Origin of the sequence: Bacillus sp. FSL R5-0434, from assembly GCF_038004745.1 — a bacterium.
Taxonomy (GTDB): Bacteria; Bacillota; Bacilli; order Bacillales; family Bacillaceae; genus Bacillus; species Bacillus halotolerans.
Genome location: NZ_JBBORV010000001.1, coordinates 1683387 through 1697930 on the forward strand (window position 1 = coordinate 1683387; position 14544 = coordinate 1697930).

The 14544-nt window shown below is 41.7% G+C and carries 18 protein-coding genes; all 18 read left to right on the forward strand.

Annotated elements, in window-relative coordinates; translation table 11 throughout:
- Position 1 precedes the first annotated feature (1 nt).
- From fliJ to NYE43_RS08840, 18 genes are read left to right on the forward strand one after another with little or no spacing between them, the layout of a single operon-like run.
- Complete coding sequence (gene fliJ / locus NYE43_RS08755; protein ID WP_010334249.1) at positions 2-445, forward strand: flagellar export protein FliJ; 444 nt, start codon at positions 2-4, stop codon at positions 443-445.
- Between the two features lie 11 nt (positions 446-456).
- Positions 457-1071, forward strand: coding sequence for a MotE family protein (locus NYE43_RS08760; RefSeq protein WP_024121399.1), 615 nt, complete (start codon positions 457-459; stop codon positions 1069-1071).
- A gap of 11 nt (positions 1072-1082) precedes the next feature.
- The gene (locus tag NYE43_RS08765; protein WP_216394481.1) at positions 1083-2549 is read left to right on the forward strand and encodes a flagellar hook-length control protein FliK; all 1467 of its coding nucleotides are present in this window, start codon (positions 1083-1085) and stop codon (positions 2547-2549) included.
- Positions 2546-2971: a flagellar hook assembly protein FlgD gene (gene flgD, locus NYE43_RS08770; protein WP_024121401.1), complete on the forward strand. Its 426-nt coding sequence runs from the start codon at positions 2546-2548 to the stop codon at positions 2969-2971. The genes NYE43_RS08765 and flgD overlap by 4 nt, the downstream gene beginning before the upstream one ends.
- 21 nt (positions 2972-2992) lie before the next feature.
- Positions 2993-3787, forward strand: coding sequence for a flagellar basal body rod protein FlgG (gene flgG / locus NYE43_RS08775; protein WP_024121402.1), 795 nt, complete (start codon positions 2993-2995; stop codon positions 3785-3787).
- 39 nt (positions 3788-3826) lie between these two features.
- Positions 3827-4042: a flagellar FlbD family protein gene (locus tag NYE43_RS08780; protein WP_010334253.1), complete on the forward strand. Its 216-nt coding sequence runs from the start codon at positions 3827-3829 to the stop codon at positions 4040-4042.
- Complete coding sequence (gene fliL / locus NYE43_RS08785; protein WP_024121403.1) at positions 4039-4461, forward strand: flagellar basal body-associated protein FliL; 423 nt, start codon at positions 4039-4041, stop codon at positions 4459-4461. Before NYE43_RS08780 ends, fliL begins: the two co-directional genes overlap by 4 nt.
- Before the next feature lie 33 nt (positions 4462-4494).
- Positions 4495-5493, forward strand: coding sequence for a flagellar motor switch protein FliM (gene fliM, locus NYE43_RS08790; protein ID WP_326230111.1), 999 nt, complete (start codon positions 4495-4497; stop codon positions 5491-5493).
- Positions 5483-6619 (forward strand): flagellar motor switch phosphatase FliY, encoded by a 1137-nt coding sequence (fliY, locus tag NYE43_RS08795; RefSeq protein ID WP_101861219.1) that lies wholly within the window; start codon positions 5483-5485, stop codon positions 6617-6619. The genes fliM and fliY overlap by 11 nt, the downstream gene beginning before the upstream one ends.
- Before the next feature lie 27 nt (positions 6620-6646).
- A complete protein-coding gene (gene cheY, locus NYE43_RS08800) occupies positions 6647-7009 on the forward strand; it encodes a chemotaxis protein CheY (protein ID WP_010334256.1) in 363 nt (120 codons plus the stop codon).
- 14 nt (positions 7010-7023) lie between these two features.
- Positions 7024-7683, forward strand: a complete 660-nt coding sequence (gene fliZ, locus NYE43_RS08805; RefSeq protein ID WP_044155883.1) for a flagella biosynthesis regulatory protein FliZ — start codon at positions 7024-7026, stop codon at positions 7681-7683.
- Entirely contained in the window at positions 7676-8341 is a 666-nt protein-coding gene (gene fliP / locus NYE43_RS08810; protein ID WP_024121406.1) for a flagellar type III secretion system pore protein FliP, read from the forward strand. Before fliZ ends, fliP begins: the two co-directional genes overlap by 8 nt.
- A gap of 14 nt (positions 8342-8355) precedes the next feature.
- Positions 8356-8625, forward strand: a complete 270-nt coding sequence (gene fliQ, locus NYE43_RS08815; protein WP_010334259.1) for a flagellar biosynthesis protein FliQ — start codon at positions 8356-8358, stop codon at positions 8623-8625.
- Between the two features lie 7 nt (positions 8626-8632).
- A complete protein-coding gene (gene fliR, locus NYE43_RS08820; RefSeq protein WP_024121407.1) occupies positions 8633-9412 on the forward strand; it encodes a flagellar biosynthetic protein FliR in 780 nt (259 codons plus the stop codon).
- Entirely contained in the window at positions 9412-10494 is a 1083-nt protein-coding gene (gene flhB, locus NYE43_RS08825) for a flagellar biosynthesis protein FlhB (RefSeq protein WP_024121408.1), read from the forward strand. The genes fliR and flhB overlap by 1 nt, the downstream gene beginning before the upstream one ends.
- A 32-nt stretch (positions 10495-10526) precedes the next feature.
- Positions 10527-12560 carry a flagellar biosynthesis protein FlhA gene (gene flhA / locus NYE43_RS08830; protein ID WP_024121409.1) on the forward strand — a complete coding sequence of 678 codons (2034 nt, stop codon included), beginning with the start codon at positions 10527-10529 and terminating at the stop codon, positions 12558-12560.
- Entirely contained in the window at positions 12560-13657 is a 1098-nt protein-coding gene (gene flhF, locus NYE43_RS08835; RefSeq protein ID WP_185847971.1) for a flagellar biosynthesis protein FlhF, read from the forward strand. Before flhA ends, flhF begins: the two co-directional genes overlap by 1 nt.
- Complete coding sequence (locus NYE43_RS08840; protein WP_081638301.1) at positions 13648-14544, forward strand: MinD/ParA family protein; 897 nt, start codon at positions 13648-13650, stop codon at positions 14542-14544. Before flhF ends, NYE43_RS08840 begins: the two co-directional genes overlap by 10 nt.

The window sequence follows — 14544 nt, forward strand, 5'->3', positions numbered from 1 at the left end:
CGTGGCCTATCAATTTAGATTCCAAAAGCTGCTGGAACTAAAAGAGAACGAAAAAGACCAGTCTTTGTCTGAGTATCAGCAATCAGTTTCTGAATTTGAAACTGTAGCGGAGAAACTATATGAGAATATGAGCAAAAAGGAATTGCTTGAGCAAAATAAAGAAAACAAACTGAAAAGCGGGATGAGCGTTCAAGAGATGAGGCATTATCAGCAATTTGTCTCAAATCTTGAAAACACCATTTATCACTACCAAAAGCTCGTCATTATGAAAAGGAATCAAATGAACCAAAAGCAAGAAGTGTTAACAGAAAAAAATATTGAAGTGAAGAAGTTTGAAAAGATGCGTGAAAAACAGTTTAAAATGTTTGCTCTTGAAGACAAAGCTGCAGAGATGAAAGAAATGGACGATATTTCGATCAAGCAGTTTATGATTCAAGGCCATTAGGAGCGAATGTAATGTCCGGCAAAAAGAAAGAATCAGGTAAGTTCCGATCGGTTTTGCTGATCATTATCCTTCCGCTGATATTTCTGCTTATAGCAGGGGGGATTGTTCTCTGGGCGGCTGGTGTCAATGTCTTAAAGCCGATACAGGAAGCTGCAGCCAAAACGCCAGTTCTTAAAGAATTGGTTCCTGAGACCGAAGATAAAAAAGATACATCATCAACAGCTAAGAATAACAGTAATACGGCGGCTCTGGAAAAAACCATTAAGGATCAAAAAAGTGAGATCAGTATATTGAATAAGGATTTGGATACAAGCAAATCTGAAATAGACAGGCTGAATCAAAAGATTCGTTCTCTTGAAAAAACAGCGGAAGACCAAAAAAAGACACCGAAGGATAACACAGAAGATTCATCAAGTTCTGATAAAGCTTCTGATGATAAAGTCATCAGTGTTTATAAAAGCATGGACAGCGGAAAGGCTGCCAAAATCATTGCCCAATTAAAGGAGAAAGAAGCGCTGAAAATATTGAATGGACTGAGCAAAAAGCAGCTTGCTGAAATTTTGGCAAAAATGACTCCTGAGCAAGCGGCAACATATACAGAAAAAATTGCTGCCAGCCAAGAATAGGGGGAATAAAGGTGAAGCTGCTTGAATTAGCCGGACCTCGGCTGCAAACTACAGCAGGGACAGCTGCTAAAACAATCAAAAATAGCCAGGGAGTTTTTCAAAATTGGCTTATGTCTGAAGCCGGCTCGAAAGAACCTTCATCACAAGGAAATGGGACTCTGACTGACGATCAGCTTTTAAAAGATGCATGTAAAAAGATCAGTGATTGGCTAAATGCAACTCCTGAAAATCAAGACAAGGAAAAAGCCGATCTTCTGCAAACGTTAAGTAAACTAACAGGAAAGCAGCTGGATGAATCCGCTCAGCAAATGTTACAGAATCTGCTGCAAGCAGTTGAATTAAAATTGGCTGACGGAACTGATCAACTGCACATGGGGCAAATACTTGCAGACAAAACCATTTCTGAAGAGAAAACTGCTCTGACTGCAAAGTATTCAGCTGGTGATGCCGCTACTGATGAACTCAAGTCTGACAGAGAGCAAGAAGTTCAGGAAAATGAGGCATCAGCAGAAGATGATAAAACGCTTATTCATATCCAAATGCTTATCAGTCAGCTTTTAGAAGGAAATAAAATGACTGACCGTGATCATCAAGCTCATACTGTCTACAAAAATGGAGATGAATTTCTTTCGGCATTAGAAAAAAAAGGCATATCTGAACAGCTTATTCAGGATCTTAAACAGCAGATATTTACAAAAGACGAGTCAAGTTCAAAGCTTTATAAGATGTCAAAGTCAGAGCTGAAAAGTTTTCAAAGCTTAATGGAACAGATGTCAGTGCTTCCTCAAAAAGGGACGAAGGAATGGAATATAGCTGAAAGTCAGCTGAAAGCTTTTTTGTTATCGAAATCATCCGAATCGTCACTAGAGGTCGGAAAACGTGCCCTTTCGCCGGACACTCTGACGTCAGGTAATAAAAGTACGGCAGATTCCTCTGTAAGTATTCAGCCTATTGATAGTAAGTCAGGAATTCAAATGATGTTTTCAGGCTACCGGAGCACCGGAGGAGTTCAGACACTCGATTTGCAGCTCTCATCTGATTTGCATGCAGCCGATACGAAAACGGTTGCTGATCAAGTGATCAGTGCATGGAAGCAGATGAAATATACACCCTTTGGGAGGTCAACCGGCAGTTTTACAATTCGGCTGAACCCTGAACATTTAGGATTTGTCACAATTAAGCTGACCAATGAAAATGGAATGTTCCAGAGTAAAATCATTGCATCCAGCCAATCTGCAAAAGAGCTGCTCGAACAACATCTGCCTCAGCTGAAGCAATCACTGCCGAATATGGCTGTCCAAGTTGACCGTTTTACATTGCCGATTCAAAGCGGAGACCAGCCGATATATGGCCAGCTTGCTGATGAACAGAAACAGCAGCAAGAGGGACAGAAGCAGCAAAGACAGAAAAAGCAATCAAACGAGTTTGGAGACTTGCTTGATGAAGTGTCAATGGTTGAATTGGAGGAAGAAGAATGACATCAATAAGCTCAGAATATAAATTGCCTGAAAAAACAAGCAGCACTGCCGCTGCAAGCAACAGCAGCCTGGGAAAAGACGAGTTCTTAAAAATATTAATGACTCAAGTCCAAAACCAAGATCCGCTTAATCCGGTTGATGACAAAGAATTTATCAGCCAGATGGCGACTTTTTCAAGCCTGGAACAGATGATGAATCTGAATACGACGATGACTAAATTCGTTGAAAACCAAGATCCGTTTACAACGTATGTTGATTGGATGGGAAAAGAAGTATCTTGGACTGATGGTAAAAGTGCAACAGATAAAACAGGCACCGTAAGCTCTGTTAAACATTCTAAAGGTAATTATTATCTTGTTCTTGATGATGGGACCGAGATCAGTCCGGCGAATGTCATGTCTGTGGGACAATCATCTAAATAAAAACATCTGGGGGAATATATTATGTTACGTTCACTTTATTCTGGAATCAGCGGTATGAAAAACTTTCAAACAAAACTTGATGTTATCGGCAATAACATTGCCAACGTAAATACAGTGGGATTCAAAAAGAGCCGGGTTACCTTTAAAGATATGGTAAGTCAAACGATTGCCGGCGGTTCTGCTGCTGGTGCAACAATCGGCGGAACAAACTCTAAGCAGATCGGTTTGGGTTCATCATCTGGCACAATTGATACCATCCATTCAACAAGCGCGACACAAAGCACAGGAAGAACGCTTGATTTAGCGATTGACGGAGACGGTTATTTTCAAATCGATACAGGTGATGGAACGGCTTACACAAGAGCCGGAAACTTCTATTTAGATAATACCGGAACATTGGTGACTGGTGACGGCTACCATGTGTTAAATATGACGGGAGGAACAATAAAAATTCCTCTAGATGCTCAAAGCTTTAGTATCGGATCTGATGGAAAAGTGTCAATTGTTGATGCTGGCGGTAAACCACAAGATGGCGGTCAGATCGGGATTGTTACTTTTGCAAACAGTGACGGTTTAGATAAAATCGGAAGCAACTTGTATCGTGAATCTTTGAACTCTGGAACTGCTAGTGCAGCTAATCAGCCTGGTGATGGCGGTACAGGTGCCTTGAAGTCAGGATTTATAGAAATGTCTAACGTTGATTTAACTGACGAGTTTACCGAAATGATTGTTGCTCAGCGCGGGTTCCAATCAAACTCCAAGATTATTACAACATCGGATGAAATCCTTCAAGAGCTGGTTAACCTTAAACGTTAAGGAGGGAGGGGAGGCGAGTAATCGCTTCTCCGCTGTTTTATGATTAAAGTAACCCGTTTAAATGGGCAGCCCTTTACGCTGAATGCGTTATTTATTGAACAGATTGAATGCTTTCCGGATACTACAATCACACTGTCTAACGGTAAGAAGTTTGTAGTAAAAGAAGATGAAGAAGCTGTTCTGGAGAAGATTGTGTCTTTCTATCAAAAAATACAAATATTTTCAATGGACCATGGAATAGAGGAACCGGAATGAAGAAAAAATTATTGATCATTTTACTAATTATTCTTATCGTAATTGGTGCTCTCGGGGCGGCGGCTTATTTTGTTTTAGGCGGAAAGTCCGAAAAAAGTGAGGCAAAACGAAGTATTGATGAAATCGTTGCATCTTCTGTTGATGTAGCAGAAATCACAACGAATTTAAAGTCCGATAACATTATTCGCTTAGCGATTAAACTTGAAACTGACTCTGATAAATCAAAAGAAGAGCTTGAAAAACGTGATTTTCAAGTGAAAGATGCTGTTATATCACTGCTGGCTGATACGAATGCTGATGAGATTGAGGGAGACAAGGGAAAAGAAACCTTTAAGAAGGAACTAAAAGATAAAGTGAATAGCTACCTCCAAGAAGGAAAAGTAGAAAAAGTGTATATTACCTCTTTTAATCTGCAATAAAGCATAATTTGACAGAATACGGAGGTGAGGAAAATGTCAGGAGAAGTTCTCTCCCAAAATGAAATAGATGCACTGCTTTCTGCAATATCAACGGGTGAAATGGATGCTGAAGAGCTGAAAAAAGAAGAAAAAGAGAAAAAAGTAAAGGTTTATGATTTCAAACGCGCGCTGCGGTTTTCTAAAGACCAAATCCGCAGTTTAACAAGAATTCATGACAATTTTGCAAGACTTCTTACAACTCACTTTTCTGCTCAGCTCAGAACATATATCCATATATCGGTCAGCTCTGTTGATCAGGTTCCATACGAGGAATTTATCCGATCCATACCGAATATGACGATCCTGAATTTATTCGATGTCCATCCGATGGAAGGCAGAATTATGATGGAGGTTAACCCGACAATTGCCTATACGATGATGGATCGTGTGATGGGGGGCATCGGGATCAGTCATAATAAGGTTGATAGTTTAACAGAAATTGAAACAAAAATTATTTCTAATTTATTTGAAAATGCACTGGGAAATTATAAAGAAGCTTGGCAGTCCATTGCTGATATTGAACCCGAAATGACTGAGTTTGAAGTGAATCCGCAATTTGTTCAGATGGTATCTCCTAATGAAACGGTTGTTGTTATTTCACTCAACACCCAAATCGGCGAAATCAGCGGTGTCATTAATCTTTGTATCCCGCATATCGTCCTCGAGCCGCTCATACCAAAGCTTTCGGTCCATTATTGGATGCAATCAGAAAGAAATGAACCGAAACCTGAGGAAACAAAGTCGCTTGAAAAACGTATCATGGCAGCACAAATACCTGTCGTGGCCGAACTCGGCACATCTGAACTGACAATAGAAGAGTTTTTAAGTTTAGAAGTCGGAGACTGCATAACTTTGGACAAATCAGTAACAGATCCTCTTACTGTATTGGTCGGAGATAAGCCGAAATTTTTAGGACAAGCCGGCCGGGTGAATCGAAAACAGGCAGTGCAAATTTTAGACCACGACATAAGAGGTGAACAAGATGGAGAATAACAGATTATCTCAAGATGAGATTGACGCGCTTCTTAACGGCACGAGCAGCACACCTGATGAGCCTGAGGCTCCGGAAGTGCATGACTTATCGGACATGGAGCGTGATGCGATCGGTGAAATCGGAAATATTTCATTCGGCAGTTCAGCGACAGCTTTATCCACGCTTTTAAATCAAAAAGTTGATATTACGACTCCAAACGTAACTGTCATCCCAAGAAGCAAAATCAGTGATGCGTTTCCTGAACCGTATGTTGCAATTGAAGTGAATTATACGGAAGGTTTCAGCGGCAGCAACCTGCTAGTCGTCGAACAAAGTGACGCGGCGATTATTGCGGACCTAATGATCGGGGGAGACGGGAAAGGTGCAGATCCTTCACTTGGAGAGATCCATTTGAGCGCGGTTCAAGAAGCGATGAACCAAATGATGGGGTCGGCAGCAACGTCAATGTCTACTGTATTCAGTAAAAAAATTGATATTTCACCCCCGCGTGTAGAACTGCTTGATGTAAATGAAGAAAAAGGAACAGACCGTATTCCTGCTGATGAAATGCTGGTTAAAGTTTCTTTCCGCTTGAAGGTGGGCGAGTTAATAGACTCTAACATCATGCAGCTATATCCGCTGACATTTGCTAAAGATTTGATCTCGAGCCTTATGAACACGGAGGAAAGTCCAGCTGAGGAAACAACGCCGGAGCCTGAGGTTACATATGAACAGCCGAAAGAGCCTGTGATGTCCGAGCCGCGGAACGAACCGCAGCAGCAAGCGCCGGCTAAAAGGCAGGGGAAACCGAAGAAAGCCGCGCCTGTTCAAGTTTCACCAGTGGAATTTTCATCATTTGATCCAAATGAGAGCACACAAGCTCCTATAAACAATCTGGATATGCTTTTGGATATCCCGCTTTCGATCACTGTTGAACTCGGCAGAACGAAAAGAAGCGTAAAAGAAATTTTAGAACTTTCAGCCGGAAGTATTATTGAGCTGGATAAATTAGCCGGTGAGCCGGTAGATATTTTAGTGAATCAGCGTATCGTCGCCAAAGGCGAAGTCGTGGTCATTGAGGAAAACTTCGGAGTAAGGGTCACTGACATATTAAGCCAGGCAGAACGCATTAATAATTTAAAATAAAGAAACACGAGGAGAGAGAAAAAAATTATGGCACATAGAATTTTAATTGTAGATGACGCAGCATTTATGAGAATGATGATCAAAGATATTTTGGTAAAAAACGGTTTTGACGTAGTGGCAGAAGCCGAAAATGGCGCTCAGGCTGTAGAAAAATTTAAAGAGCATTCTCCTGACTTAGTTACAATGGATATCACAATGCCAGAAATGGACGGTATTACTGCACTAAAAGAAATTAAACAAATTGATGCTCAAGCTAAAATCATTATGTGTTCTGCCATGGGACAGCAATCAATGGTTATCGATGCTATTCAAGCCGGTGCTAAGGATTTTATCGTGAAACCTTTCCAGGCGGACCGTGTGCTTGAAGCAATCAACAAAACATTAAGCTAAAGGGTGTACGACTGTTGAAAAAGAGTCAATGTTTCATTGCTTTTATATGTTTTTTCATTTTATTCAGTGTGCATCCGCTTGCTGCTGATGCGGCGGCATCTGATGATTCAACTGTAAACGAATGGTTTCAAAAGAAAGAGGAAAAGACCGCAGATAAGCCAGAGCAAAAGAAAGAAAAAACGACACAAACTGCTGATGAGACGGAGGGAGCTGCTGCTCCTTCTGTTTCAGCTTTTGATTTTGTGAAGATGATTTTCGCTTTATTGTTTGTCATCGCGCTGATTTACGGGCTTGTTAAGCTTATGAACAAAAGAAACCGGCTGCTAAAGCCTTTTCAATATGTTGAAAATATTGGCGGAACATCGGTTGGCCAAAACCGATCTATCCAATTGATTAAAGTCGGCAACAGTGTTCTCGTCGTTGGGGTAGGAGAGACGATCCAGCTCCTTAAAGAAATTGAGGATGAAAAGGAAATCGAAGTCATACTCAGCCAGCATGAAGAGGCGATGTCAAGCAAAATAGAGTGGCAAAAGCTTGTCAAACCCCTAAAGGGTTCTGAGAATCAGCCGCAGCAAAAGCTGCCTTCATTTTCAAAGGCATTAAAAGAGCAGCTTGAAGAGCTAAAACAAAACCGTTCAGAAGGAAAAAAGAAAGGCCCACGTCATCATGAATGAGTTTATAAATATTTTCAGTTCTAGCGATCCGGGTAACGTCAGTTCAACTGTTAAATTACTATTATTGTTAACTGTATTTTCAGTGGCGCCTGGAATATTGATTCTTATGACTTGTTTTACCCGCATCGTCATCGTTCTGTCGTTTGTCAGAACTTCACTGGCGACGCAATCAATGCCGCCCAACCAGGTCCTTATCGGCCTTGCGCTATTTTTAACATTTTTTATTATGGCTCCTACTTTTTCAGAGATTAATAAAGAAGCGCTGACACCATTGATGGACAATAAAATCAGTTTGGACGAAGCGTATACAAAAGCTGAGGAACCGATTAAAGAATTTATGAGTAAGCACACAAGGCAGAAGGATTTGGCACTGTTTATGAATTACGCGAAAATGGATAAACCCGAATCATTAAAAGATATTCCTCTTACAACGATGGTTCCCGCTTTTGCCATTTCGGAGCTCAAAACAGCGTTTCAAATAGGCTTTATGATTTTTATCCCCTTTTTAATTATTGATATGGTAGTGGCGAGCGTTCTGATGTCAATGGGGATGATGATGCTCCCTCCAGTTATGATTTCTCTGCCCTTTAAAATTTTACTTTTTGTTTTAGTAGACGGCTGGTATTTAATTGTGAAATCTTTGCTTCAGAGCTTTTAGGGTAGGTGCTAAACGTGAATTCAGAATTTGTAATTTCTATGGCGGAAAAAGCCGTATATGTAACGCTGATGATCAGCGCGCCTCTGCTTGCGATCGCTTTATTGGTCGGATTAATCGTCAGCATCTTTCAGGCGACAACTCAAATCCAGGAACAGACTTTGGCGTTTATTCCCAAAATCGTGGCAGTCCTCTTGGCACTGATTTTTTTCGGGCCATGGATGCTGTCGACCATCCTTTCGTTCACAACAGAGCTGTTTTCTAATTTAAATCGTTTTGCAGGGTAATACAGTGATGAATTCGATTATTGATTTATTTCCTGCTTTTTTATTGGTTTTTATTAGAATCTCTGCTTTTTTTGTAACGGTTCCGCTATACGGCCACAGAAACGTTCCGGCTGTTCATCGTATCGGATTTGCTTTTTTTCTTGCAGTCATTTGCTTCAGCACGATTGATAAACCTCCGTCTTTGGAGGTTGACGAGCAATATATGCTGCTGGCATTTAAAGAAGCTCTGGTGGGTCTGTGTCTTGGTTTGATTGCTTATATGATGATTGCTGCTGTTCAGATAGCCGGTTCGTTTATTGATTTTCAGATGGGTTTTTCAATTGCGAACGTTATCGATCCGCAAACGGGCGCACAGAGTCCATTGATCGGCCAGTTTATCTATACGATGGCTCTTTTGTTTATGCTGAGTGTCAATGCGCATCATTTGCTGCTGGACGGTATTTACTACAGCTTTCAGTATATTTCGGTTGATCAGGCATTTCCGAATTTTGGCGATGAAAAGTTTGCCTATCTTATCGCCAAAAGCTTTAATGCAATGTTTATTATCGCATTTCAAATGTCGGCGCCGGTTGTGGCCAGTTTGTTTCTTGTGGATCTTGCATTAGGCATCGTGGCCCGGACAGTTCCCCAATTAAATGTATTTGTCGTCGGTCTGCCTTTAAAGATTGCCGTCAGTTTTATCATGCTCATCGTATGTATGTCCGTTATCTTCGTCGTTGTTCGGAATGTTTTCGGCTTAACGATTGAAACGATGCGGAATCTTTTAGCATTGGTCGGTGTTTCTTAATGAAGCTAAGAATTGACCTCCAATTTTTTGCGGGAGAAAAAACAGAGAAAGCCACTCCGAAAAAACGGAAGGATACTAGAAAAAAAGGGCAGGTTGCAAAAAGCTCTGATGTGAATACCGCCGTTTCATTATTAGTCATCTTCCTTTCGTTTATTGCGATCGGCCCGTATATGAGAGACAGGCTGCTGTCATTTATAGAGACATTTTACACGGAGTCACTCACAATGAAGCTCTCAGAATCAAATGTGCATATCCTGTTTATCAGCTTATTAAAGGATACTGGCATTGTACTTGCTCCGATTCTGCTTGTTGCCCTTGTTGCAGGAGTTGTAAGCAACTATATGCAGGTGGGATTTTTATTTTCTACGGAAGTGATCCAGCCTAAGCTTGAAAAATTGGATCCGATAAAAGGCTTTAAACGGATATACAGCATGAGGGCGATTGTAGAGCTGCTTAAATCGATACTGAAAATTGCTGTTGTAGGGTTTGCGGCGTTTGTTGTGCTTTGGATGCACTATGGAGAAATTCTCCGCCTTCCGCTTCTGACACCTGAAGAAGCACTTTCCTTTGTTTCAAAACTCACCCTGTGGATGGGGCTGAGCGGAGCAGGGGCTTTGTTGATTCTTGCCGGACTCGATTATTTGTATCAGAGATTTGACTATGAGAAAAATATCAAAATGTCAAAGCAGGATATAAAAGATGAGTACAAAAAATCTGAGGGAGATCCGATTATTAAGTCTAAAATTAAGCAACGACAGCGGGAAATGGCGATGAGGCGGATGATGCAGGAAGTGCCGAAAGCTGATGTCATCATCACAAACCCGACCCACTATGCGATCGCACTTAAATATGACGAAGAAAAAATGGATGCACCATACATTGTTGCAAAAGGTGTTGACCACCTTGCATTAAAAATTAGGAAGATTGCTAAAGAGCATGATGTCATGATGGTAGAAAACAGGCCGCTTGCCCGTGCGTTATATGATCAGGTTGAAATTGACCAGGCAGTGCCGGAAGAGTTTTTTAAAGTCTTGGCAGAAATCCTGGCTTACGTATTTAAAACGAAACAAAAAGTAAATTGAATTTTACGATTCAAAAGGAGAGAAAAAACAGCATGTCAACAAGAGATTTATCCGTTTTAATAAGTGTTGTCCTCATTGTGGCAATGCTGGTGATACCATTTCCTCCATGGCTGTTAAGTATTTTGATCATTATTAATATTTCTCTTGCGTTGATCGTGCTTCTCACCACAATGAATATGCAAGAACCGCTGCAGTTTTCGATTTTTCCGTCACTGCTGCTGCTTTTGACCTTATTTCGTCTGGGCTTGAATGTGTCAACGACGCGTTCGATCCTTTCGCACGGCGAAGGAGGGAAGGTTGTTGAGACCTTCGGTAACTTCGTTGTCGGCGGAAATGTTTTAGTTGGACTTGTTGTATTTATTATCTTAATTATTATTCAGTTTATCGTCATCACAAAGGGCGCGGAACGTGTTTCCGAGGTTGCGGCAAGATTTACGCTTGATGCAATGCCAGGGAAGCAGATGAGTATTGATGCTGATTTAAATGCAGGCATGATTAACGAACAGGAAGCGAAACACCGCCGTGAAAAAGTAGCTCGAGAAGCAGACTTTTACGGTGCGATGGACGGTGCCAGCAAATTTGTGAAAGGTGATGCAATTGCTGGAATTATTATTGTGATGATCAATATCATTTTCGGAATCATTATCGGTATGCTGCAGCAAGGCATGGCGATACAAGAGGCAGCCTCTCATTTTACGATGCTGACTGTAGGAGATGGAATTGTATCGCAAATTCCGGCGCTGTTAATTTCTACAGCTACAGGTATTGTCGTGACAAGAGCAGCCTCCGAAGGAAACTTAGGTCATGACATCACAGGCCAGCTGTTCGCTTATCCAAAGCTCTTATATGTTACAGCAGCAACTATTCTGCTTCTTGGCTTGTTTACTCCAATTGGTATTCTCCTAACAGGGCCGCTTGCAGGGCTGCTTGCTTTTGGCGGTTATACGCTATCTAAAACAGGTAAGGAAAAAGAAGAAGTGGAAGAGATTCTTGAGGAAGAGGCTGAAGTTGACGAGCTCAAAAGCCCCGAAAGTGTTGTGCAGCTTCTGCATATAGATCCGATAGAATTCGAGTTTGGCTATGGTCTGATTCCGCTGGCGGATGCTAATCAGGGCGGGGATTTATTAGACCGAATTGTGATGATTCGCCGTCAGCTGGCGCTGGAACTTGGGCTTGTCATTCCTGTCGTGCGTATCAGAGACAATATCGCTTTGCAGCCTAATGAATACCGATTGAAAATTAAAGGAAATGAAGTAGCAAAAGGCGAGCTATTACTAGATCATTATCTAGCAATGTCGCCTACGCCTGAAGACGACCTGATTGAAGGGATCGAAACAGTAGAACCGTCGTTTGGGCTTCCAGCCAAATGGATTGGCGAATCGGTGAAGGATGAAGCTGACATGCTGGGCTATACAGTTGTAGATCCGGCTTCAGTTGTCTCAACACATATTACAGAGAAAATTAAGCAGCATGCTCATGAATTAATCGGCAGACAGGAGACGAAACAGCTTATTGATCATTTGAAAGAAACGTATCCGGTCCTGGTGGAAGAGGTTACGCCAAATCCATTATCTGTCGGAGATATTCAGAAAGTGCTGGCTAAACTGTTAAAAGAAAAAGTTTCAATCCGCAATTTGGTAACCATTTTTGAAACACTTGCCGATTATGGAAAACTGACAACGGACTCTGATCTTTTAACAGAGTACACAAGACAGGCACTTGCTAAGCAAATTACTGCCCAGTTTGCCAAAGAAAATGAAGTGTTAAAAGTGATCACTTGTTCCGGCCGTGTAGAAAAGGCAATTGCTGACGGTGTACAGCAGACAGAACATGGGAACTATTTGTCGCTTGAACCAGATGTGTCGGAAAGCATTGTGCGCTCTGTTGCAAAAGAAGCCGAACAGCTCTCAATACGGCAAGAGACTGCGATTCTTCTTTGCTCGCCTCCTGTAAGGATGTATGTGAAACAGCTTCTGGAACGATATTTTCCGGATCTTCCTGTTCTTTCTTATAACGAGCTTGAGGCTAATGTCGAAGTTCAAAGCATTGGAGTGGTGGATATTTAATGAAAATCAAAAAATTTACTGCTGCTTCAATGCAAGAAGCGGCACAGCTTATCAGAAAAGAACTAGGCAATGAAGCGGTTATACTGAATTCCAAAAAAATCAATAAGCGTAAATGGTTCGGACTTTTAAAAAAACCGGCTGTTGAAGTGATTGCCGTATTGGATCAAGATTTTCTTGAGAAAAAAACAGCTGAAAAGGCAGCAGAGCCGAAACAAACGTCAAAACCTCCTGTCAGCAGTCCGAAAATAGAGGAGAGGATAATCCCTCAAATTCCGGCTCAATCTGAGCCAGGTGATTTTTCAGCATATCAATCCGTACTTCCTGAACCGCTCAGAATAGCCGAACAGCTTTTGGGAGAAACCGGCGTTAATGAATCAATTAAGACCCGTACTATGAAAAAAATACTGCGATTCTCTGTTGAATCGGGCGGACTTACGGAAGAAAACGTGGTCGGTAAACTTCAGGATATACTGTGCGCGGCACTACCTCCAGCAGACAAGTGGCAGGAGCCTATTCGTTCGAAGTATATCGTGCTGTTTGGTACGACGGGCGCGGGTAAAACAACAACGCTTGCAAAACTAGCAGCGTCTTCTCTGCTTGAAAAACAGAAAAAAATTGCTTTTATTACAACAGATACTTACCGGATTGCAGCAGTTGAACAGTTGAAAACATATGCCGAGCTGCTGCAGGCTCCTCTGGAAGTCTGTTATACAAAAGAGGAATTTCAGCGGGCGAAAGAATTATTTGCTGAATATGATCATGTATTTATCGATACAGCAGGAAGAAACTTCAGAGAACAGCAATATATCGATGAACTGAAAGAGACGATTCCTTTTGAAAGCAGCATTCAGTCATTTCTCGTTTTGTCAGCGACTGCAAAATATGAAGATATGAAACAAATTGTCAGACGTTTTTCATCTGTTCCTGTCAATCAGTTTATTTTTACGAAAATAGATGAGACTGCTTCCTTAGGCTCTGTATTCAGTATACTGGCAGAATCAAAGATAGGCGCCGGGTTTATCACAAACGGCCAGAATGTGCCGGAGGATATACAGACAGTCTCGCCGCGGGAGTTTGTAGGGATGCTGTGCAGATGAACAGATTTGACCAAGCAGCAACTTTACGGGCGAAAATGAAGAAGCGTGAGCGCGATCTGCCGATTGTTTTTGCACAGAAAGCTAAAACACTTGCAGTCATCAGCGGCAAGGGCGGTGTCGGAAAATCCAACATCACTTTAAATATGGCTCTTGCGCTGCAGGATAAAGGCAAGAAGGTACTGCTTATTGATCTTGATATCGGAATGGGGAACATTGATATATTAATGGGAAACTCGTCTTCCGCGACTATTATTGACGTTCTAACTGAGCGCAAGCCTTTTATGCAATCCATATCTACTGGGCCAAAGGGTCTTCGGTATATATCTGGCGGAACTGGGCTGGATGTGATGTTTCAGCTGGACCAGAAAAAATGGACCTTTTTTGCTAATGAGCTTTCTCATGCGTTAAGTCAGTTTGATTATGTACTGTTTGACATGGGGGCGGGCTTATCAAAAGACCAGCTGCCTTTTATTTTATCAGCAGAAGACATTTTGATCATAACAACCCCGGAGCCTACAGCCATTATGGATGCATACAGCGCTGTCAAACATTTAGCTTTGACAGGAAATCAGCTTTCAATGAAAGTAGCTGTCAATCGGTGCCGTGATCAAAAGGAAGGGCTTGACGCTTTTACCCGCCTTTCCCGGACCATTCACATGTTTTTAGGCGAAGCGGTTCAGTTTGCCGGTTCAGTCCCTGACGACGGGATCGTGAGCAAAGCAGTTGTCGAACAGGTTCCTTTTTTATTAAAAAGTCCTCAGGCAAAAGCCAGCCGGTCAGTCCGTCTCCTAGCGGACGCCTTGTTTGAAAGAGAAGAAACTAGACACAAAGAAGAAAAACAGACATTTATTGAGAAATTATCTTCTTTTTTAATGAGGAGGGCTTAA

What these genes read in the sequence shown, in the direction of transcription:
- NYE43_RS08760 (WP_024121399.1), top strand. Translation starts at nt 457, where the DNA reads ATGTCCGGCAAAAAGAAAGAATCAGGTAAGTTCCGATCGGTTTTGCTG.
- flgD (WP_024121401.1), top strand. Translation starts at nt 2,546, where the DNA reads ATGACATCAATAAGCTCAGAATATAAATTGCCTGAAAAAACAAGCAGC.
- flgG (WP_024121402.1), top strand. Translation starts at nt 2,993, where the DNA reads ATGTTACGTTCACTTTATTCTGGAATCAGCGGTATGAAAAACTTTCAA.
- NYE43_RS08780 (WP_010334253.1), top strand. Translation starts at nt 3,827, where the DNA reads ATGATTAAAGTAACCCGTTTAAATGGGCAGCCCTTTACGCTGAATGCG.
- fliL (WP_024121403.1), top strand. Translation starts at nt 4,039, where the DNA reads ATGAAGAAAAAATTATTGATCATTTTACTAATTATTCTTATCGTAATT.
- fliM (WP_326230111.1), top strand. Translation starts at nt 4,495, where the DNA reads ATGTCAGGAGAAGTTCTCTCCCAAAATGAAATAGATGCACTGCTTTCT.
- fliY (WP_101861219.1), top strand. Translation starts at nt 5,483, where the DNA reads ATGGAGAATAACAGATTATCTCAAGATGAGATTGACGCGCTTCTTAAC.
- cheY (WP_010334256.1), top strand. Translation starts at nt 6,647, where the DNA reads ATGGCACATAGAATTTTAATTGTAGATGACGCAGCATTTATGAGAATG.
- fliP (WP_024121406.1), top strand. Translation starts at nt 7,676, where the DNA reads ATGAATGAGTTTATAAATATTTTCAGTTCTAGCGATCCGGGTAACGTC.
- fliR (WP_024121407.1), top strand. Translation starts at nt 8,633, where the DNA reads ATGAATTCGATTATTGATTTATTTCCTGCTTTTTTATTGGTTTTTATT.
- flhB (WP_024121408.1), top strand. Translation starts at nt 9,412, where the DNA reads ATGAAGCTAAGAATTGACCTCCAATTTTTTGCGGGAGAAAAAACAGAG.
- flhA (WP_024121409.1), top strand. Translation starts at nt 10,527, where the DNA reads ATGTCAACAAGAGATTTATCCGTTTTAATAAGTGTTGTCCTCATTGTG.
- flhF (WP_185847971.1), top strand. Translation starts at nt 12,560, where the DNA reads ATGAAAATCAAAAAATTTACTGCTGCTTCAATGCAAGAAGCGGCACAG.